This is a genomic window from Chitinophaga sp., from assembly GCF_039596455.1.
Taxonomy (GTDB): domain Bacteria; phylum Bacteroidota; class Bacteroidia; order Chitinophagales; family Chitinophagaceae; genus Chitinophaga.
Genome location: NZ_JBCNJR010000002.1, coordinates 339,730 through 358,948 on the forward strand (window position 1 = coordinate 339,730; position 19,219 = coordinate 358,948).

Below are 19,219 nucleotides of genomic sequence, written 5' to 3' on the forward strand. Positions count from 1 at the left end.
TGTATCGAATTAGAAATCCTTATATAACAGGTACTTCTTCCTGATCTCCCTGAACGCTTTCAGCCCGGGTTCCCAGCTTTGGCGGATGGCGGCGGCAGATTGTCCGGCTTTTATCTGGGCCTGCAGCGTGCTGTTGCCGGCCAGCTTGTTGAAGAAGGCGTTAAAAAATTTGTTCTTGTCAGGGAACAGCCTGTATGCGTTGATCACATACTCCAGGTTGATCTGGCGCACGGTTTCTTTGGAGGGCGCGCTCAGGTCATAGCCATAGCAGGTCTGGTTCATCAACACGGGATTTTTGGCGCCGGGCATGCTGCGCGGCGTGAAGGAGAACAGGTGTTTGGGCAGCGAAGGGTGCCCGTATACCTGGAAGGGTTTATCCGTGCCGCGCCCCAGGCTGAACGCCGTGCCCTCAAACAGGCAGGTGGAGGCGTAGAGGTAAATGGAGCGCATATTGGGCAGGTTGGGAGATGGTTTTACGGGCAGGCTGTACAGCGTGTTGTGATCATAGTTTTCACAGGTGATGACCGTAAGCCGGCACTGCACGCCTCCTTTGAGCCAGCCTTCGCCATTGAGCATCTTGGCGTATTCGCCCACCGTCATGCCGTGTACCGTGGGGATGGGCTGCATGCCTACAAAGGAGCGGAAGGCAGTGTCAAGCACCGGCCCGTCTATGTAGTGGCCGTTGGGATTGGGGCGGTCCAGCACAATCAGCGGTTTGTTGAATTCAGCGGCAGATTCCATCAGCTCCTGCAGGGAAGAGATGTAGGTGTAGAACCGCGTGCCCACGTCTTGCAGGTCAAACACAAGCAGGTCTACATCTGCCAGGTCTGCACTGTCTGCCTTGCGGTGTTTGCCGTAGAGGGATACAATGGGCAGGCCGGTAGCAGGGTCTGTGCTGTTGCCCAGTTTCTCGCCGGCATCTGCCTGCCCGCGGAAGCCGTGTTCCGGACTGAATATCTTCACAATATGCACGCCGCTTTTCAGCAGGGAATCTACCAGGTGAGAAGGTCCCAGTATGGAGGTCTGGTTTACCAGCATGCCTACCCGTTTGCCCTTCAGCAGCGGCAGGTATGTGGCGGTACGTTCTGCACCGGTGATAACGGTTTGCTGTGAAAAAGCAGGAAAACAGCAGCATAGCAGCAGCAGTATGCATACAAGTTGTTTCATATACCATTGAGTTGAACGCAACAAATTAACGAGCCATGGCCAGAAATCAAAAACAAAATCTGTACCTTCACCTTCTATTATCTCATTTTAAATTATTTATATGCAACAGGTAAAGACCGGAGATACCGTACGGGTACACTACCACGGCCGCTTGAACAACGGTAACACCTTTGATTCCTCAGAAGGCAGAGACCCGCTGGAGTTCACCGTAGGCGCCGGTATGGTGATAAAGGGCTTTGACAATGGCGTGCTGGACATGAAGCCTGGAGACAAAAAGACCCTGAACATTCCTATAGAGGAAGCTTACGGTCCCAAGAACGATGAGCTGATCATGGAGTTCCCGAAAGCCAATATCCCGGCAGATCTGAACCCCAGCGTAGGCATGGAGCTGCAGATGAGCAACCCGCAGGGCCAGGTGTTCCCTGTGAAAGTAGCGGCTATTGGCACGGAGTTCATCACCCTGGATGCCAACCATCCCCTTGCCGGTGAACCGCTGATCTTTGATATTGAACTGGTTGAGATCGTTTCAGCCTAAAAAATAGAAATATTAGTCAAGTGAAAAAGTAAAAATCGGGGCATCCTGCTTTTTACTTTTTCTTTTTTACGCAAGCCCATGGAATATACTGTTAAAGAACGCTTTCTGCGTTATGTGCAGATAGATACCCAGTCAGACCCGCAGAGCAATACTTTCCCTTCCACCGAAAAGCAAAAAGACCTGGCCCGCCTGCTGGTGCAGGAGTTGCAGGAAGCCGGCATCACAGATGCGGAAATGGATGAGCATGGGTATGTATATGCCACCATACCCGCCACTACCTCCAAACAGGTGCCCGTGATCTGCCTTTGCGCACATATGGACACGGCGCCTGATTGCAGCGGCACCGGTGTAAAACCCATTGTACATGAAAATTTTGACGGGAAAGACATTGTACTGCCGGATGACCCTTCACAGGTGATCAGCGTGCAAAATCACCCTTACCTGGCCGGCAAAACCGGGCATGACATTATCACGGCCAGCGGAACCACTTTGCTGGGCGCAGACAATAAAGCCGGCGTGGCGGAGATCATGGACGCGGCCAGGTACCTGGTGCAGCACCCGGAAATAAAGCACGGCACCATCCGCCTGCTTTTCACGCCAGATGAAGAAGTGGGCCGCGGGGTGGAGCACGTGAACATGGAGCGCCTGGGCGCGCAATTCGGATATACCATGGACGGCGGGGAGCTGGGCTCACTGGAAGACGAGACCTTTTCCGCAGACGGGGTGCAGATTTCCATCCAGGGGGTAAGTGTACACCCCGGCGCCGCAAAAGGCAAGCTGGTAAGCGCCATTAAGGTAGCGGCAGCCATTATAGATGAATTGCCGAAAGACATCCTTTCCCCCGAAACCACGGAAGACCGCCAGGGTTTTATTCACCCGGTGCGCATACAGGGTTCCGTAGAAAGCGCTACTATAGACTTTATAATACGTGACTTCACAGTGCCGGAGCTGCAGGGCCACGAGTTCTACCTCCGCAAGATCATGGAAACCGTGGTCAGCCAACACCACGGCGCCACCGCTTCCTTCAGGGTAACGGAGCAATACCGTAACATGAAAGAAGTGCTCGATAAACACCCGCATGTAGTGGCATATGCAGAAGAGGCCATCCGCCGCGCAGGCGTGGAGCCGCTGAAAATGAGCATCAGGGGCGGTACGGATGGTTCCAGGCTTTCATTCATGGGCCTGCCCTGCCCCAATATCTTTACGGGAGAAATGGCGCTGCACAGCAAGCAGGAGTATATCAGCGTGCAGGACATGGAAAAGGCGGTAGACACTATTATTCACCTCGTGCAGGTATGGGAGGAAAAGAGTTGATAATAATTTATACAGCATTGCGTTTTTATTATTACTTTAACCCCTTATATTTCATGAAAAAGGTTAAAATTTAATTCATGTTAGGACTCGTTACGTTTATGCAGGACTCGCTTTTACTGCCCAAGGCCGACACTGTGGCCGCCGGCGCGGGTGCTGCTACTGCCGCGGCGCAGGAGATCAGGTTGTGGGACATGATCCTGAAAGGGGGCCCGCTGATGATACCGCTGGGCATTCTCTCCGTTATTGCCGTGTATGTTTTCGTGGAAAGATATATTACTATTTCAAGGGCGGGCAAGCTGGAAAGCAATTTTATGCCCATGATACGGGACCATATTACCTCCGGTAATATCAATGCCGCCCGTTCGCTCTCCAAAAATACCAACAGTCCTATTGCGCGCATGATAGACAAAGGCATTCAGCGCATTGGCAAACCCATAGAGAACATTGAAAAATCTATGGAGAATGTGGGCAAGCTGGAGATCTACAAAATGGAAAAGAACCTGGCCATACTGTCTATCATAGCCGGTATAGCCCCCATGTTCGGCTTCCTGGGCACCATTGCCGGTATGATCCAGACCTTCTTCAACATTTCCCAAACGTCAGACATTACCCTCAGCACCATTGCCGGCGGTATTTACGTGAAAATGGTGACGTCTGCAGCCGGCCTTATCATAGGCCTGGTAGCCTACATCGGCTACAGCTTCCTGCAGGCGCAGATAGATAAGGTGATCAACAAAATGGAAGGCTCCTCTGCAGAGTTCATAGACGTGCTGCAGGAACCCACCAAATGAAATTCCTAATTCGTAATAGTTTATTGTATGAATTTGAGGAGGCGAAAAAAAGGACATGCGGAAATGCATAACGGCGCGTTGAACGACATCCTGTTCATCCTGCTGTTATTCTTCCTGATCGTGTCTTCCCTGGCCAATCCCAACGTCATCAAACTGATGTTGCCGAAGGCCAAGAGCAATACCAAGGCAAAACAGACCGTGGTGGTGAGCATAGATGCCGGCCAGCAGTTTTATGTAGGCACGCAGAAGGTGAACTTTGAACAGCTGCGTGAAGCGCTGGTACCCAAAATTCCGGTGGGAGAAGTAGACCCCACCATTGTGATCAATGCGGAGGAAACCGTACCCATCAGCGCGGTGGTAAGCGTGATGCAGATAGCGCGGGAGCTGGGTGCCAAAACGGTGCTGGGCACTGCCAACCCGCAAAGCGCGGCGGCTAACAAGAAGTAACACATCGTTACATACATTGAAAAGGGCTGTATCAGTAAAATGATACAGCCCTTTTTTATCTTGTTGCCAGTCCGTTATTTCTTCGTGGCCCTCACCATCCTGTCTTTCCCGAACATGTCCTGCTTCAGCTTCACGTCCGCAAACCCTTTCTGTTTCAGCATGTCTACCACATCCGTGCCGTAAGACTCATGTATCTCAAAATACAGCCTGCCGCCCGGTTCCAGCTTTTCAAGCGCCAGCAGGGCAATGGCCCGGTAAAAGCGCAGCGGGTCATTGTCCGGAACAAACAGGGCAATGGAAGGTTCAAAAGCTTCCACCTGTGTTTGCATGCCGGCCCTTTCCTGTTCGGGAATATAGGGGGGATTGCTGACGATGATGTTCAGGGAAGGCAGCACCTTGAAGGCATCGGGGGAAAGCACGTCCTGGTGCAGAAAGCGGATGGGCGTATGTTGCAGGCTGGCGTTGCGGGTGGCAATGGAAATAGCGCAGGCGCTGATGTCCATGGCCCAGACGTCTGCCACGGGCCATTGTTTTTTCAGGGCAATGGGAATACTGCCGCTGCCGGTGCCCACGTCAAGCAGGCGGAGCGCCGGTTTGGAAGGATGATCAAGCAATATCCATTCTACCAGCTCTTCTGTTTCAGGGCGGGGTATCAGCACCTGGTCACTCACTATCAGTTCCAGCCCGTAGAACCAGCTTTTACCGGTGATGTGTTGTACGGGGCGGTGTTCCAGCAGTTGGGCCATAGCCTGCTGATATTGGGTTTCCTGTGCGGGAGAGAGGTCGGCGTCTTTATGCACAATACGGTCCAGCTTACCCAACCCGGTAATATGTTCCATTACCAGGTGCGCAACGTTTGCGGCTTCACGGGCATCGTAAATGGGTCTGAGGGCTGTTACGAGGCCGGCAAATGCGGATTGAATGGTCATGTTCTTCAGATCATCAGCGGAAAATAGCCGCCGAAACAATATTTTTGCAAACATAGCTATTTCAGACGCATTCATGGAACACCCGCCGCACGAATTTTTTATGCAACGCTGTTTGCAGCTGGCCCGCCTGGGAAACGGCCATGTGGCCCCTAACCCCATGGTGGGGGCCGTGCTGGTGCATGAAGGCCAGATCATAGGGGAGGGGTACCACCGTGTGTACGGCCAGGCGCATGCGGAAGTGAACTGCGTGAACAGCGTGCCGGAGGGTTTGCGGGAACTGATCCCGAAAGCTACCATGTACGTTACGCTGGAGCCTTGCGCGCACCACGGCAAAACACCGCCCTGCGCAGACCTGCTGGTAGCACAGAAAATACCTCGCGTAGTAATTGGTTGTGTAGATACTTTTTCTGCTGTTGCCGGCCGTGGTATTGCCAAACTGGAGGCGGCAGGGGTGGAGGTGACTACCGGTGTGCTGGAAGCCGCGTGCCGCCGCATCAACCGCCGTTTTTTTACATACCATGAGAAAAAGCGGCCCTATGTGGTGTTGAAATGGGCACAGTCTGCAGACGGGTATATAGCTCCGGAAAACGGTTTGCCGGTACGTATCTCAAACAAGTTTGCCAACCGGCTGGTACACCGCTGGCGCAGCAGTGAAATGGGCATTATGATAGGCACGCAAACGGCACTGACAGACAATCCCCAGCTTACCACACGCCTCTGGCCGGGTAAAAGCCCTGTGCGCCTGGTAATAGACCGGGAGCTGAAAGTGCCGCCGCATTACCACCTCTGGAATAATGAAGCCCCCACTTTTTTCATTACCGCAGTAGCCGGCCGCCCGCAAACCATCACGTTGGACTTTGAGAGCGGTAACCTGCTGCCGGCGCTGCTGGCGGAATTGCACAATGCCGGCATCCAGAGCGTAATGGTAGAAGGCGGGGCAAAACTGCTGCAAAGCTTCATCAACGGCGGCCTGTGGGACGAAATGCGGGTGATCACCGGCTCCACACTGCTGGGTGGCGGCCTGAAAGCGCCCGTTCCGGGACATGTACAATTACTGGAAGAAGAGAATGTAATGGGCGATCATATCGCCATTTATATTCCCCGTTCTTCATCAACCTAGACAATGGAAGTTTATTACACGATAGAAAGAAAGGCAGTAGCGGAGTTTAAGGACAGAGGCAGTAAATTCCTCGCATATGCATACCCCGTAAAAACCACAGATGAGGTGAAAGAATGTCTGCAGGAAGTGAAAAAAGAGCATCCTAAAGCCACTCACCACTGTTATGCTTACCGGCTGGGCACAGACGGGCTGCAGTTCCGTGCGGTAGATGACGGGGAGCCTTCGGGGTCTGCCGGTAAACCCATACTGGGACAGATAGACAGCAAGCAGCTTACAGACGTGCTGGTAGTGGTGGTGCGTTATTTCGGCGGCACCCTGCTGGGTGTGCCAGGGCTCATTAATGCATATAAAATGTCCTGCGCACTGGTATTGCAGCTCATCCCCGCTGTGCAAAAGAACGTGGAAGCCCGGTATAAACTGTCTTTTGACTATACTATCCTGAACGAAGTGATGATGGTGGTCAAGCAGAATAACTGCACCGTGTTGCAGCAAGACCTCCAGTTATTCTGCAGCATGGAGATCGGCATCCCCAAAGCCAGTCTTGACCTGTGTTTGCTGCGCCTCAAAGACATTTATAACCTGGATGTCAGCCCTGCTTCATAATTTCCGCCAGCGTAACGCCAAACAGTTTTTTCACCACCGGCCCCAGGCGTTTTTCTTCTCCCTGCAGGTGAATGGTGCGGTGGTAGTGCTCCAGTGAAGCGCCGGGTTTGAGGCTGGCAGCGGGAGAGGAGCTTTCCAGTTCAAAAAAGCGGCCTAATTGTGGCTGTCCTTCTGCGGGAGGCCCATCGTTGTAGGCATTCAATACGTCGCCGCCAAAAGGCGCGGCTGAAGGGTCCCACGCGGCATTGACATACCGTTGCGGGTTGCGGGGCAGGGTGAATTGCACAATGGTGAGCACTTTGTGCTCCGCGTCATAACTGCCCAGGTAATTGTAGCAGTCTGTTTGCCGCACGCCTATTTTGCTGCGGTAGCTGGCGTCAGCCCTGAAATACGCAATCTTGTTCCTGTCATCTATCACCAGCCGGTTGCCTGGTACTTTCCCGAAATATGCATCGTTTACCGTACGGCCGTTACGCAGCGGCACCATTACCGTGTTTTGGGCCCCGGCGGGGAACATGCCCAGTATCCAGATGGAGGGCATGCCATACGCCGTATCCCACTTGTGCTTACCGTTGTTGATGATGGTATTGGCGGAGTGGAAGGCCACGGCGTGAATGCTTTTGTGCAGGTCAAGGCCAAGATAGTTGCGGATGTCCCGGCGGGCAATCAGCGTAACTGTGCGGCGGGTTTTGATGTCAAACACATTGCCTTTATAGTTGGTGAGCTGCATGTTCTTTTCAAAAGATACCGATGCCCGGCTTTGCTGCACCACGTTGAAAGGTTCCGTATCAATGGGGGCGGGTACCTGCCAGCGGCTCAGGTCAAATGTATCTCCGGGAGCAAAATAAAAGCTGTTACGGCTGCCCTCAGGGCCCAGCCAGAAGCGGTCTTCCCCGCCGTAGGCGTTGATGCGCGGCTGTACCTTGCCGTCTGCTATCAGGCTATGGTTGAGCCAGCCCAGGCTCCGGCCTTCATCTCCCGCCGCTGTGCTGGTCATTACCCGGCCCTGCCATGCCGGTACAATAGCAATGGCGGCCTGGCTGGTACTGTCTTTCAGCACAATAGTGTTCACATGGCCCTGTAAAAAGGCCACATCCGCGCCAAAATTTTCCGGTCTTGAAATGGATTGCTGCTGGTTGGCCTGCTGTTGTTGTTGCTGCCGCTGCTGCTGGCCGGTGCCACAAGCTGCCAACAGCAGAACGCTGCAGATCAGGTAATTTTTCATGATATGGCGGAATAGTTCCATGCTTGAATAATTTACAAGTATAAAACATTAATTCCTTTAACAAGCGGATAATTACGGCCGCCAGAGCGGTTCTGCACGGTTGTTCCGGATTTTTTGCAATGGATGAAAAAATTATTTGCTGATTTCAATCTGTTTCCTATTTTTGCAATCCCAAAACGGCAAACGCGGAAGTAGCTCATTTGGTAGAGCACGACCTTGCCAAGGTCGGGGTGGCCGGTTCGAGCCCGGTCTTCCGCTCAGAACACAAAAAGCCTGGTTGTATCAACCGGGCTTTTTTTATGCGGCACATTTTGAGGTCTCCTTCATCGTACCCCTTTTCACCCGGGTACTGTTCACTTACTTTATTGTTTTATTTCATGCAAAACCGGAAAATTGATTTTTTTCAGCCTGAATAATTGTTGATGAAGGTGGTAAAACGCTTGCCTGTAGCGGATTTGGGCGCCCTAAAACGAGTAAGGTCCCTATCTGGCAAGGGTTTGGGCCGGTGAGCAACGAAGGAGTAACGAAGGAGTAACGAACAAGTAACGAACGAGCAACTTTTCGTTACTTGTTCGTTCATCTCCGGGGGAAGCTTCGTTATTCCTTCGTTCAAAGTGGTCTTTTTACCGGCTGGCGGCCCTACATTCTGCAGAAAAGCTAAATAATTCTCCGGTAGTGCTAAATTTTGCCCGGAGGGGTATGCTAACTTCGTCTGGCAGGCGGGGAGGTCCGGAATTCCCGGCGGCATACTGGCAAAACAATCTTTGCTCACAACCGGCAGGGCGGCGGTAGTAAATTGTTGATTTTCAGTTGTGATTGAGCAACGCGGGTTGGCATAAAAAAAGCCGCACCCAAGGCGCGGCTTCTATAAGAAGGTAGTGATCGCTTATTTGTATTTCGGCTCATACAGGCTGCTTTCCGGAACGCTCACTTTCGGCTTTTTGTAGCGGTGTTCGAAAAGTTTATAACAGCCACCCAGGAAAAACGCCAGAACGCAAGCCAGCTTTAAATAGAAAAGGAAACGGGAGGAAGAGACCCAGTCGCGGGTAAAATCGTTCTTATTTTCAACTGTATGATCCATATTGATTTTTTTCGCTCCGCAAACTTACAAAGGAAATTTACAAAGTCCAAATATGAGGTTTATTTCTTCTTTGGCCGCCACAGCTCGCGGAACGTTTTTTTATGCAGGAAATAATAGCGCCAGATCATGATGCCGTGAAACACGCCCTGCAGGTCGTAAAGCCGTTTGCGGGGGAGGGCGTCCTGCAGTTTCTTTTCTTCTGTACGCCGCCACCGGTAATAGTCGCGGTACGCCCTGAAAATGGCCATCATGTCTTTCGGTTTGCCTGAAACCAGGCTTTTAAAGGCGGCCAGCAGGTCCAGCACGAAGCGTTGGGATAAAATGATCCATTGCTCCTGGAAGTGCAGGTTTTTGCGGAGCATGATGAGGTTATTGCGGAAGTTGAGGTACAGCTTGCGGGGGTTGCCCTGCGGCAGGCTGCCGCCGCCCACGTGGTACACCACGGAGCCAGGGCAGTAGCAAATGCGGTAACCGGCGCGCTGCAGCCTCCAGCAGAGGTCTACTTCTTCCATATGCGCAAAAAAGAAGGGATCAAAGCCGCCTGCTTCAAAAAAGCAACGGGAGCGGATGAAGAGGGCGGCTCCGGTGGCCCAGAAAATGTCCTGCGCATTGTCATACTGGCCCCGGTCTGTTTCCGTGGTGTACAGTATGCGGCCGCGGCAGAAGGTATAACCCAGGATATCCATCCAACCGCCTGCCGCCCCGGCATATTCAAAACGCTCCCTGTCGTGGTACGCCCGAAGCTTCGGCTGGCAGGCGGCTATAGACGGGTCCCGCTCCATTTGCTCAATAACCGGGGTGATCCAGCCGGGTTCTACCTCTACATCCTGGTTGAGCAGTACGAATATGTCTGCCTGCACATGCCGCAGGGCCTCATTGTACCCGCCGGCAAAACCGCTGTTGTTGGCATTGCGGATGATGTGCACCTGCGGAAAGGCCGCAGCTACGTAGGCCAGGCTGTCATCAGTAGAAGCATTATCTGCCACGTAAATGCCGAGGTTGTCATAACGGGAAGCGCATACGGAGGGGAGGAAGCGCTCCAGAAAAGCTTTTCCGTTCCAGTTCAGAATAACTACCGCTACCGAAGGCAATACCGTCAAAAGACATTCGTTTAATCCGTGACAAAATATTTTTTAGCGTTGCAAATATGCAACAAAGCCTCCGAATATTATTAATTTAGTTGATAGTTAACGGCCGGGCGCCCGGCGGTGGCATTATAAAACAGCAGATGTTTAAACAGTATATTGGCTGGAGGTTTACACTGGTAGCAGTGGCCGTGGTGATCATTGTGGCCACCATCTGGTTCGTGAACAACCTGTCTGAGAAAATTCAGCACGAAGAAACCAAGAATGTGGCCACCTGGGTGGAAGCCAACCGGGAGCTCCTGCAGGCCCCGGAAGATGCCAACCTGAACCTGGCCGTATCCATCATTACCACCAATACTACCATTCCCCTGATATTGACGGACGATCATGGCAAGATCATTGACCACCGCAACCTGGACTCCGTAGAGGTAGCTAATAACCCTCATTATCTCGAAAAACAGCTGGCCAATTTCAAAAAGCAGCACCCGCCTTTTATCATGGCCATAGACGCCAAAACCAACAACTATATTTATTACGGAGATTCCCTCATCCTGAAGCAGGTGCGGTATTACCCTTACATCCAGCTGCTGGTGGTGGCTTTGTTCATTGGGGTGGTGCTGTTTGCCCTTTCCTCTACCAACCGGGCTACCCAGAACCAGGTGTGGGTAGGGCTGGCCAAGGAAACGGCCCACCAGCTGGGCACGCCGCTTTCTTCTATGGAGGCCTGGCTGGAAATATTGCGGGAGAATAATGAGAACCTTCCGCTGGTAACGGAGCTGGCCAAAGACGTAGACAGGCTGAAGCTCATTACAGACCGGTTCTCGAAGATAGGCAGCGTGCCCCACCTGGAGGAGCGCAACCTGGTGGCCCAGGTGGAAAACATGATGGCCTACATCCGCAAACGGGCGCCGCAGAAAGTAACTTTTTCCCTGCACAACACCGAGCCTGAAGTAATGGCCATGATCTCCCCGCCGCTGTTTGACTGGGTGCTGGAAAACCTGCTGAAAAATGCCCTGGACGCTATGGAAGGCACCGGCGAGATCTCCGTGGTAATTGAAAATCATACCGCCCATATTGTGATTGATGTGACAGATACCGGAAAGGGCGTTCCCAAGGGGCTGCACGACAAGATATTTACCCCCGGTTTCAGCACCAAAAAGAGGGGCTGGGGCTTGGGGTTATCCCTGGCCAAGCGTATCATCCAGGACTATCACAAGGGCCGGCTAACGGTGAAATGGTCAGAGCCGAACAAGGGCACTACCTTCCGGATCTGGCTCCGGAAATAAAATATATTTGCTTGTTTGCAAAAAGGCTTTATTTTTGCACACCTTAATACCCGCGGAGGTGGCGAAATTGGTAGACGCGCTACTTTGAGGTGGTAGTGCCTGAAAGGGCTTGGGAGTTCGAATCTCCTCCTCCGCACTAAAAAGGGGAAATTGCAAAATTTCCCCTTTTTTATTGTCCGGAAGATTGGCGCCATGCGCCGCCCGGCTATCTCTTCTCCCACTAAACTTTCTTACGATATTTATGTCCCTTCCCGGCCCGGGAAGCTGGCCGCCTGCTGGTATCCAGTATGGTTTCACCCAATGCCAGCTCTATTTTGGCAATGGTTTCCAGGGTGAAATTATGGGTGCCTTTCATCCATCGGCTTATTTCTGATTCTTTTTTTGACAGTTTCTCTGCCAGGTCTTTTTGTGTCCATCCCCGCCTGTCAAGGGCATTCAGGATTCTCTCCGAGATGTCGAAAGACTTTGACACCATCAGTTTGGTGTGTTCCGGTACTCTCTCGTAAATGACATCAAGTTTGGTGGCCATGGTTTAAAATTTAGGTGTTCCCAATTCAAAATGCAGATCTCCTGTCAAATCAAGGTAGTCAACTTCCCCATCTGAACGCACCTGCCAGCAAATGCTTTTTTCCTGCATCCTGCTCCTCAGCTCCTTGTCCAGCTCCACCATCAGCTCCCATGCGTTTCTACATTCGGGAGCATCTTGCAATCGCCTTTCATTTTTGAAACATCCGTTGCCTACGACCAATGCATTCCTGGAACACGGAATTACGTATAACCGCAAGCTGTCGGGGCCGGCCAGCAATGCATCTACGGGGCCTTCGCCTTTAGGTCTGAACCTTCTTCTGTCAACTCCCCGTTGTGCAAATTCCCGGAGGACTGCGGCAATGCTGTTGATATTCTCTGCATGTGCCGCCGTGTCATACCTTGACAGGAAATCATCAAACTCACATTCCGCTTTACCGGTCTCGTGAAAACTGTATAATGTAAATCTTCTGATACGCTGATACAAGAACAATCTGCCTGTAACTGAATTCACTTTTAAGTTAATTTCAAAGTTATACAATTTCTCCTGACAAACATCAAAAAACGCCAACTTTTTGCTCCGCCTGGTTACTTTAAACAAGAGACCCGCCAAAACTGGCGGGTCCGTATTTAAAAGTCATGTGTAGCTGCCCATAAAATGGGCGTATAATTAACCCCAAATACCAACGGTATGAAGCACCGCTGGAGAAGAAAACAATCCGCCAGGAATAACGGACCTTTTTAGATAACCATTCGATATACTTGAAGTAAATTTCTTGCCGTTTGTCACCTTTATTCCTCTCTTCAAAATTATTGCAGGCATCTTCCAGAACCTGAAAATAAACGCTATAATATTTCGTGAAAATCCTAGAATATTTCAGCTTTTCCGAATTTTTGAGCGGGGAATCAAAATCAACTAACTTTGTAGCACGCAAATACACTGCGCGGCAGTGCCTGTATTTTGGTTTTTGCGTATAATTCATGTTGAAACTATGGGAACTTCAATTACCTGTCCGAACTGCAAGCACCTTTTTGTAATGGAAGATGCCATTGCAGCGGACATCGAGAAAGAAATGCGGGCAAAGATGGCGGTAGAATGGCGTAAACAGCAGGATGGCCTCCAGGCTCAGAAGCAGGAGGTAGAACAGTTGCGCCAGCAAATAGCGTTAGAGAAGCAAAAAGTGCAGGAAGACCGCCGCACGCAGGAGGAAGAGCTGAACAAACGCCTTCAGGCGGAGAAAATAAAACTGCAGGAATCGCTGTCTGACAACATCCGCAAAAACCTGTCCGCAGAGTATGAAAACCAGCTTCGCGTAATGCGTGAAGCGCAGCACGAGAACGAAGAAAAGCTGAAAGAGGCCAGGCTGGCCCAATTGGAGTTCATGCGTAAAACGCAGGAACTGCAGAACAAGGAAGAAGAGCTGGAAATCAAGCTGCAGAAACAGATGATGGAAGAACGCGCCAGGCTGATGGAACAGATACGCCGTGAAGAGTCTGAGCGCAGCAGCCTGAAAGACACGGAATACCAGATGAAGCTGAAGGAAATGGAAAAGCAGCTGGAAGACCAGCGCCGCCTCGCGGAAGAAATGCGCCGCAAGGCGGAGCAAGGCTCCATGCAGTTGCAGGGCGAAGTGCAGGAGCTGGCGCTGGAAGAAATGCTGCGCAGTACTTTTCCCTTTGATGCCGTATCTGAAGTAGGCAAAGGCGTGCGGGGGGCAGATTGCATCCAGACGGTGCGCAACCAGTTTGGCCAAGAGTGCGGGAAGATCATCTATGAAAGCAAACGCACCAAGGGCTTTGAAAGGGAATGGATTGAAAAGCTGAAGTCAGACATGCGCAGCCAGGGCGCTGACGTGGCCGTGCTGGTAACGCAAACCATGCCAAAGGAAATGGACCGCTTCGGAGAAAAAGACGGGGTATGGGTTTGCTCCTTCCATGAAGTGAAGAGCCTTACCTACGTACTGCGGGACGCCATCCTGAAAGTGTACAACGTAGCCAAGTCGCAAGACAATAAAGGCGATAAAATGCAGCTGCTCTACCACTATCTCACCAGTGGTGAGTTTGCAGAGCAGTGGAGCGCTATCAGGGAAGGGTTCCGCTCCATGAAACTGTCTATCCAGAAAGAGCGGGAAGCCATGGAAAAACTCTGGAAAGCGCGGGAAAAACAATTGGAGAAGGTGTTACTGAACGCCGCTCATATCAAAGGCTCTATTGAAGGCATTGCCGGCAGTGATTCTGTAGACCTCCAGTTGCTGGACGATGCGGCTGAAGCGCTGCTTGGCGGCCCGGAAGATTAACATTTTATAAAATATTTCTATATAAATGCTTGGATACTACCTTGCGGCACCCTACATTTATGTTTATGAAGAACCACGCTTATCAATCCGTAATATTCGACCTGGGCGCCGTGCTGGTAGACTGGAATCCGCGTTATCTCTATAAAAAGATATTTGCTACACCTGAAGAGACCGAGCACTTCCTGGAACACATCTGCACGGCAGACTGGAACGAAGAGCAGGACGCCGGCCGCAGCCTGCAGGACGGAACGGAGATGCTGGTTGCCCGCCACCCGGAGTTTGAAGCGCAGATACGCGCCTATTACGGACGTTGGCGTGAAATGCTGGCGGGCCCTATTGCAGGTACCGTGGAAATATTGCGGCGGCTGAAAGACAGCGGGCACTTCAAACTCTACGCGCTCACCAACTGGTCTAACGAAACATTTCCTATTGCCCTCATGGAATATGAATGGCTCCAGTGGTTTGACGGTATTCTGGTATCAGGCAAAGAAAAACTCCGTAAGCCGCATGCTGATTTTTATCAGCTTTTGCTGGACCGTTACAGCGTGAATAAAAACGCCACCGTTTTTATAGATGATAACATCCGCAACGTAAAAGCAGCCGAAAAATTTGGCATAGAAAGCATTCTTTTTGAATCACCGGCGCAATTGCTGGCCGCCCTGGAGCAACGCGGCATCCTCAATAACCAGCAGCAACTTTCTGCGTAGCAGGAAATAATATTGTACTCTCTCCTTATATATTTAAAATGCCCCATGTATCGTACCCGGTGCGGTTTTTGATTTAACATTTCGTTAAGTTGATTTTAACTTTTCTGCTGTAAACGAGCAGTAACATTCTCCTGTCTATAGCGTTCAATAAAAGGAAGGTCGGAAGTGAGATGGAATGATGTGAAAGCGGTAATGTGTTGAAGTGCGGTTTTCGTGAAACAGTGAAGAGAGAAAATGTGCAATTGAACAAGTGAGGAACGGGGGAGCATGTTGATGCAGGTCCGTTGTAAACGGACCGCATCTTCCGGCCAAAGATCAATCACGGGTAAAAAATTAACACATATGAAAAGAACAGGAATGATTTTAAGTGCAATTGCCGTTGGCGCCCTGTTGTTCAGCAGTTGCAGAAAAGAACCGCTCAATGACATGACCGAAGAGGAATCACGGATCTATGTTACCAACTACGATGAGCAGGCCGATTTCACCACTTACAAAACTTTCAGCATAGTGGATTCAGTTGCCGTTATCAGCAACAGGGATTCTAAAAAAGAACTGACGGATTATGATGTCAAATTGCTGGGCAACCTCAAAAGTTCCCTGCAGGCAAGGGGCTACACCCTGGTAGACAAAAACGCCAAGCCTGATCTGGCGGTGAACGTAACACGTATAGACAATGCCCAGAGCGCCATCGGGTACAACCCCGGGTGGTGGACCGGCTGGCCTGGTTACTGGGATACCGGCTACTGGGGCTACCCCGGCTGGAACTACTGGTTCCCGGGTTACTACACGGTGTTCCGTTACAACGAACGGTCTGTGGCTATAGACATGGTAGACCTGAAAAACGCGCCGAAAGAGAACAACCAGCTGTCTGCCATATGGAACGCCATGTTCCGCGGTACCGGCGTATGGAACAGCGGCAACCTGGATTCCATGACAGCGGCAATATTTGACCAGAGCCCTTATCTGAAGGCCTCCGGTAACTGATTGGTCAAGCTAAACGAATAAAAACTACAACAATGAAAAGTATTAAAACCATCATATTGATCCTGATCGGCTCGCTGGGCGTGAGCAGCGCGTTTGCGCAAAGCAGTAGCAGCCGTCCGCCTTTTTCCTTCAACCTGAACTATTCCATTGCGCAGCCGTTTGGCTCCCTGAGTGATTACGCCAGCAAAACCAGCTTCCGCGGGTGGCAGGCAGGTTTCCAGTATGCGCTGAATGACAAGCTGAGCCTGGGCGCCAAGGTAGGGTTCGCTGATTTTTATGAAAGATTTCCCCGCGCGGTGTACCCTGGCAAAGGAGAAGATGTGTCTGCCGTACAAACGCATACGTTGCAGACCATTCCCATCCTGGCCACTGTACAGTATAATTTTGCCGGCCCTGAAGCAAGGGTGATCCCTTACGGCGGCCTTGGCATTGGTACGGCCAATATGAACTACGAAAAATTCTGGGGCGAGTTTGTGGAGAGAGAGAACAAATGGGCCTTCCAGGTAAGTCCTGAGCTGGGCATCAACGTTCCTTTCGGCAAATATTCACCCGTCATGCTGAATGCCAATGTGCAGTACAACTATGCACCGTTCAAAGTGCAGGAGATCAGCAATTTTAACTCGATACAGGCAAATATTGGATTGAAGTTCCATATCCAGTAGACCAAACATTAACAACGGAACATGTGAGAAAGGAAGGGGCTGCCCGCAGGGGCGGCCCTTGTTTATTGGTCTCGACCGTTAGTTAAAACTATGCACTTTAGTGCAAGGGCTTTAGTAATGCGAGAAAATCTATTGAGCAGCAAAAAACGGTCTAAGATTTACCTGGGTGCAGGACTTTCAGTCCGGCCCCAAACCTCTGCACTTTCAGTGCAGAGTATTTTATTCTGTGGCAAAGAAGCCGGGAGAGTATTTTTCCCTGATCTTGCCATCTTCGTCTTTGTACACATAATATGCGCCCAGCTGCAGTTTGGGATGGCGGGCAATAAAGGTCAGCCCTTCGTCAACACCCAGTAATATCAGCGCATTATCATAAGCGTCTGCCGTAATAGCGTCAGGCGCGGTAACGGTAACGGTGATGATGTTGTTATGTACGGCCTGGCCGGTACGCGGGTGAATAGTGTGGGCAAAGCGGGTACCGCCTTCGTCAAAGAAACGCCGGTAATTGCCGCTGGTGGCCACCGCCCGGTTTTTCAGCCGGAGTATGGCCTGTTCCGGGCCCTGCAGGCTGTCTGTTTCGGAAGGCCGTTCTATGCCCACGCTCCAGGGCTGGCCCTGTGCATTTAAGCCGGAAGCTACCAGCTCTCCACCCACATCTACCAGGAAGTTGCGGATACCTCTTGACAGCAGGAAGCGCCCCACCACGTCAGATGTAAAACCCTGTGCAATACCGTTGCAGTCTATTTCCACGCCGGACTTTTTTTTGATCAGGTAGCGGGAGCGTACCGTTAACAGGCGGTAGTCTACCACCTGCAGCGTTCGGCGGATGTCTGCAGCCGACGGCTGGCCCTTGCTGTGGCGCACCACGCCGAAGCCCCAGAGGTCTACCAGCGGTTTTACGGTAATATCAAACAGGCCGTTGGTAAGGCGGCTCACCTCTTGCGCCTTTTTCACCACGGTACGCATATGATCGTCCATCACCACCTGCTGGCCCTTGTTAAAACGGTTGATCAGCGAGCCGGGGAGATAGAGTGACAGGGAGCGGTCTATCTCCCGGAAAATACTTTCCACATCAGGCTGGAGCGATATGGAATCTTCTCCCAGGTATTTAACAATGTAGTAGGTGCCCTGTGCCTTTCCCTGGAAAGTGACGAGGCGCTGCGCCCCGGCACTAACTGTAAGGCATACACTGCATATCAGGAGCAAGGCTGTTGCTTTCATGCGCACAAAATAATAAAAGCTTCAGGAAAATGCGTTGAAACCGGTGATGTCCATGCCGGTGATCAGCAAATGCACTTCATGGGTGCCTTCATAGGTGATCACGCTCTCGAGGTTCATCATGTGGCGCATAATGGGGTATGCTCCTGAAATGCCCATGGCGCCCAGTATCTGGCGCGCTTCACGCGCTATGTGCACCGCTGTTTCGCAGGCGTTGCGTTTGGCCATGGAGATCTGCTCCGGTGTGGCCTTGCCTTCGTTCCGGAGCACGCCCAGCCGCCAGTTCATGAGCTGTGCCTTGGTGATGTCTGTGATCATTTCCGCCAGTTTTTTCTGGATGAGCTGAAAACCGCCAATGGGCCGGTCAAACTGCACCCGCTCCCTGGCGTAGCGCAGGGCTGTGTCATAACAGTCCATAGCCGCGCCAATAGCGCCCCAGGCAATGCCGTAGCGGGCGGAGGAAAGGCAGGAGAGGGGCGCCTTCAGCCCGCGAGCATCCGGCAGTATATTGGTTTTGGGCACGCGCACGTTGTCAAGCACCAGCTCTCCCGTAGCGCTGGCCCGCAGGCTCCATTTGCCTTTTGTTTCAGGGGTGGAAAACCCTTCCATGCCGCGTTCTACTATCAGTCCGCGTATCTTGCCCTCAGGGTCTTTGGCCCATACCAGGGCAATGTCTGCAAAGGGGGCGTTGGAGATCCACATTTTGGCGCCGTTCAGGCGTACATGGTCTCCGTCATCATCAAAATAGGTGAGCATACCGGCGGGGTTGGAGCCAAAGTCTGGCTCCGTGAGGCCGAAGCAGCCCATCAATTCCCCGGTGGCCAGGCGGGGCAGCCAGCGTTTCTTCTGCTCTTCGCTGCCAAAGCTGTGAATGGGGTGCATCACCAGGGAGCCTTGTACGGAGGCAGTGGAGCGCACGCCGCTGTCTCCCCGCTCCAGCTCCTGCATCATCAGGCCGTATGCAATATAATCCAGCCCGCCGCCACCGTAGGCCGCAGGAATGGTGGGGCCAAAGCAGCCCAGCCGGCCCAGGCCCGGAATGATCTGCGAAGGAAATTCCGCGCGCTGGCAATAGCCGTCGATAACGGGGGAGATTTCCTGCTTCACCCATTGCCGCACAGCTTCACGCACCAGTTTGTGCTCTTCGGTCAATAATTCGTCAATGAGAAAATAGTCGGGCGATTGAAACATGTCCTGCTGCATGGCTGATATTTTTAGAGGATGTTCCCAATTTACGGAATTACGG

At 51.8% G+C, this 19,219-nt stretch carries 21 protein-coding genes and 2 tRNA genes; 13 read left to right on the plus strand and 10 right to left on the minus strand.

What is annotated here, in order from left to right; translation table 11 throughout:
* Window positions 1-9: 9 nt before the first annotated feature.
* Window positions 10-1,167 carry a DUF1343 domain-containing protein gene (locus ABDW36_RS11095; RefSeq protein WP_343701965.1) on the minus strand — a complete coding sequence of 386 codons (1,158 nt, stop codon included), beginning with the start codon at window positions 1,165-1,167 and terminating at the stop codon, window positions 10-12.
* A gap of 100 nt (window positions 1,168-1,267) precedes the next feature.
* Here ABDW36_RS11095 and ABDW36_RS11100 point away from each other — a divergent pair, with 100 nt between their 5' ends.
* The 4 genes from ABDW36_RS11100 (at window position 1,268) to ABDW36_RS11115 (ending at window position 4,254) form a co-directional block, all read left to right on the plus strand.
* Window positions 1,268-1,702, plus strand: a complete 435-nt coding sequence (locus tag ABDW36_RS11100) for a peptidylprolyl isomerase (protein ID WP_343701966.1) — start codon at window positions 1,268-1,270, stop codon at window positions 1,700-1,702.
* Between the two features lie 78 nt (window positions 1,703-1,780).
* On the plus strand, window positions 1,781-3,016 hold the full coding sequence (gene pepT, locus ABDW36_RS11105) for a peptidase T (RefSeq protein WP_343701967.1): 1,236 nt from the start codon (window positions 1,781-1,783) through the stop codon (window positions 3,014-3,016).
* A 77-nt stretch (window positions 3,017-3,093) separates the two neighbouring features.
* The gene (locus ABDW36_RS11110) at window positions 3,094-3,807 is read left to right on the plus strand and encodes a MotA/TolQ/ExbB proton channel family protein (RefSeq protein WP_343701968.1); all 714 of its coding nucleotides are present in this window, start codon (window positions 3,094-3,096) and stop codon (window positions 3,805-3,807) included.
* A 27-nt stretch (window positions 3,808-3,834) separates the two neighbouring features.
* Window positions 3,835-4,254, plus strand: coding sequence for a biopolymer transporter ExbD (locus ABDW36_RS11115; protein WP_343701969.1), 420 nt, complete (start codon window positions 3,835-3,837; stop codon window positions 4,252-4,254).
* Window positions 4,255-4,328: 74 nt separating this feature from the next.
* Here ABDW36_RS11115 and prmC read toward each other — a convergent pair whose 3' ends face one another.
* Window positions 4,329-5,183 carry a peptide chain release factor N(5)-glutamine methyltransferase gene (gene prmC / locus ABDW36_RS11120; protein WP_343701970.1) on the minus strand — a complete coding sequence of 285 codons (855 nt, stop codon included), beginning with the start codon at window positions 5,181-5,183 and terminating at the stop codon, window positions 4,329-4,331.
* 100 nt (window positions 5,184-5,283) lie between these two features.
* Between prmC and ribD the strand changes: the two genes are divergently transcribed.
* Together ribD and ABDW36_RS11130 are read left to right on the plus strand one after the other, a co-directional pair.
* Window positions 5,284-6,303 (plus strand): bifunctional diaminohydroxyphosphoribosylaminopyrimidine deaminase/5-amino-6-(5-phosphoribosylamino)uracil reductase RibD, encoded by a 1,020-nt coding sequence (ribD, locus tag ABDW36_RS11125; protein ID WP_343701971.1) that lies wholly within the window; start codon window positions 5,284-5,286, stop codon window positions 6,301-6,303.
* Window positions 6,304-6,306: 3 nt separating this feature from the next.
* Window positions 6,307-6,906 carry a YigZ family protein gene (locus ABDW36_RS11130; protein ID WP_343701972.1) on the plus strand — a complete coding sequence of 200 codons (600 nt, stop codon included), beginning with the start codon at window positions 6,307-6,309 and terminating at the stop codon, window positions 6,904-6,906.
* On the opposite strand, the gene ABDW36_RS11135 is transcribed toward ABDW36_RS11130, so the two are convergent.
* On the minus strand, window positions 6,890-8,152 hold the full coding sequence (locus ABDW36_RS11135; RefSeq protein WP_343701973.1) for a DUF6786 family protein: 1,263 nt from the start codon (window positions 8,150-8,152) through the stop codon (window positions 6,890-6,892). The genes ABDW36_RS11130 and ABDW36_RS11135 overlap by 17 nt on opposite strands.
* Before the next feature lie 164 nt (window positions 8,153-8,316).
* Here ABDW36_RS11135 and ABDW36_RS11140 point away from each other — a divergent pair.
* Window positions 8,317-8,389 (plus strand) — tRNA-Gly (locus tag ABDW36_RS11140).
* Window positions 8,390-9,017: 628 nt separating this feature from the next.
* Here ABDW36_RS11140 and ABDW36_RS11145 read toward each other — a convergent pair.
* Together ABDW36_RS11145 and ABDW36_RS11150 are read right to left on the minus strand one after the other, a co-directional pair.
* On the minus strand, window positions 9,018-9,212 hold the full coding sequence (locus ABDW36_RS11145; protein WP_343701974.1) for a hypothetical protein: 195 nt from the start codon (window positions 9,210-9,212) through the stop codon (window positions 9,018-9,020).
* A 59-nt stretch (window positions 9,213-9,271) separates the two neighbouring features.
* The gene (locus tag ABDW36_RS11150; protein ID WP_343701975.1) at window positions 9,272-10,312 is read right to left on the minus strand and encodes a glycosyltransferase family 2 protein; all 1,041 of its coding nucleotides are present in this window, start codon (window positions 10,310-10,312) and stop codon (window positions 9,272-9,274) included.
* A gap of 128 nt (window positions 10,313-10,440) precedes the next feature.
* Here ABDW36_RS11150 and ABDW36_RS11155 point away from each other — a divergent pair, with 128 nt between their 5' ends.
* Together ABDW36_RS11155 and ABDW36_RS11160 are read left to right on the plus strand one after the other, a co-directional pair.
* Window positions 10,441-11,583 carry a HAMP domain-containing sensor histidine kinase gene (locus ABDW36_RS11155; RefSeq protein WP_343701976.1) on the plus strand — a complete coding sequence of 381 codons (1,143 nt, stop codon included), beginning with the start codon at window positions 10,441-10,443 and terminating at the stop codon, window positions 11,581-11,583.
* A 52-nt stretch (window positions 11,584-11,635) separates the two neighbouring features.
* Window positions 11,636-11,719: transfer RNA gene (locus tag ABDW36_RS11160), tRNA-Leu, on the plus strand.
* A gap of 84 nt (window positions 11,720-11,803) precedes the next feature.
* Here the strand turns inward: ABDW36_RS11160 and ABDW36_RS11165 are convergent.
* The 3 genes from ABDW36_RS11165 to ABDW36_RS11175 are packed head-to-tail and all read right to left on the minus strand — an operon-like array spanning window position 11,804 to window position 13,091.
* A complete protein-coding gene (locus tag ABDW36_RS11165; protein ID WP_343701977.1) occupies window positions 11,804-12,112 on the minus strand; it encodes a helix-turn-helix transcriptional regulator in 309 nt (102 codons plus the stop codon).
* 3 nt (window positions 12,113-12,115) lie between these two features.
* Window positions 12,116-12,679: a hypothetical protein gene (locus ABDW36_RS11170; protein WP_343701978.1), complete on the minus strand. Its 564-nt coding sequence runs from the start codon at window positions 12,677-12,679 to the stop codon at window positions 12,116-12,118.
* 22 nt (window positions 12,680-12,701) lie between these two features.
* Window positions 12,702-13,091, minus strand: a complete 390-nt coding sequence (locus tag ABDW36_RS11175; RefSeq protein WP_343701979.1) for a hypothetical protein — start codon at window positions 13,089-13,091, stop codon at window positions 12,702-12,704.
* A 9-nt stretch (window positions 13,092-13,100) separates the two neighbouring features.
* On the opposite strand from ABDW36_RS11175, the gene ABDW36_RS11180 reads away from it, so the two are divergent.
* The 4 genes from ABDW36_RS11180 (at window position 13,101) to ABDW36_RS11195 (ending at window position 16,758) form a co-directional block, all read left to right on the plus strand.
* Window positions 13,101-14,405 (plus strand): DUF2130 domain-containing protein, encoded by a 1,305-nt coding sequence (locus ABDW36_RS11180; protein WP_343701980.1) that lies wholly within the window; start codon window positions 13,101-13,103, stop codon window positions 14,403-14,405.
* 65 nt (window positions 14,406-14,470) lie between these two features.
* Window positions 14,471-15,112, plus strand: a complete 642-nt coding sequence (locus tag ABDW36_RS11185; protein ID WP_343701981.1) for an HAD family phosphatase — start codon at window positions 14,471-14,473, stop codon at window positions 15,110-15,112.
* Between the two features lie 342 nt (window positions 15,113-15,454).
* Entirely contained in the window at window positions 15,455-16,096 is a 642-nt protein-coding gene (locus ABDW36_RS11190; RefSeq protein WP_343701982.1) for a DUF4136 domain-containing protein, read from the plus strand.
* Window positions 16,097-16,128: 32 nt separating this feature from the next.
* Window positions 16,129-16,758 (plus strand): outer membrane beta-barrel protein, encoded by a 630-nt coding sequence (locus tag ABDW36_RS11195; RefSeq protein ID WP_343701983.1) that lies wholly within the window; start codon window positions 16,129-16,131, stop codon window positions 16,756-16,758.
* Window positions 16,759-16,977: 219 nt separating this feature from the next.
* Here the strand turns inward: ABDW36_RS11195 and ABDW36_RS11200 are convergent, their stop codons facing one another.
* Together ABDW36_RS11200 and ABDW36_RS11205 are read right to left on the minus strand one after the other, a co-directional pair.
* On the minus strand, window positions 16,978-17,976 hold the full coding sequence (locus ABDW36_RS11200; RefSeq protein WP_343701984.1) for an FAD:protein FMN transferase: 999 nt from the start codon (window positions 17,974-17,976) through the stop codon (window positions 16,978-16,980).
* A 21-nt stretch (window positions 17,977-17,997) separates the two neighbouring features.
* On the minus strand, window positions 17,998-19,176 hold the full coding sequence (locus ABDW36_RS11205) for an acyl-CoA dehydrogenase family protein (RefSeq protein WP_343701985.1): 1,179 nt from the start codon (window positions 19,174-19,176) through the stop codon (window positions 17,998-18,000).
* Window positions 19,177-19,219 lie beyond the last annotated feature (43 nt).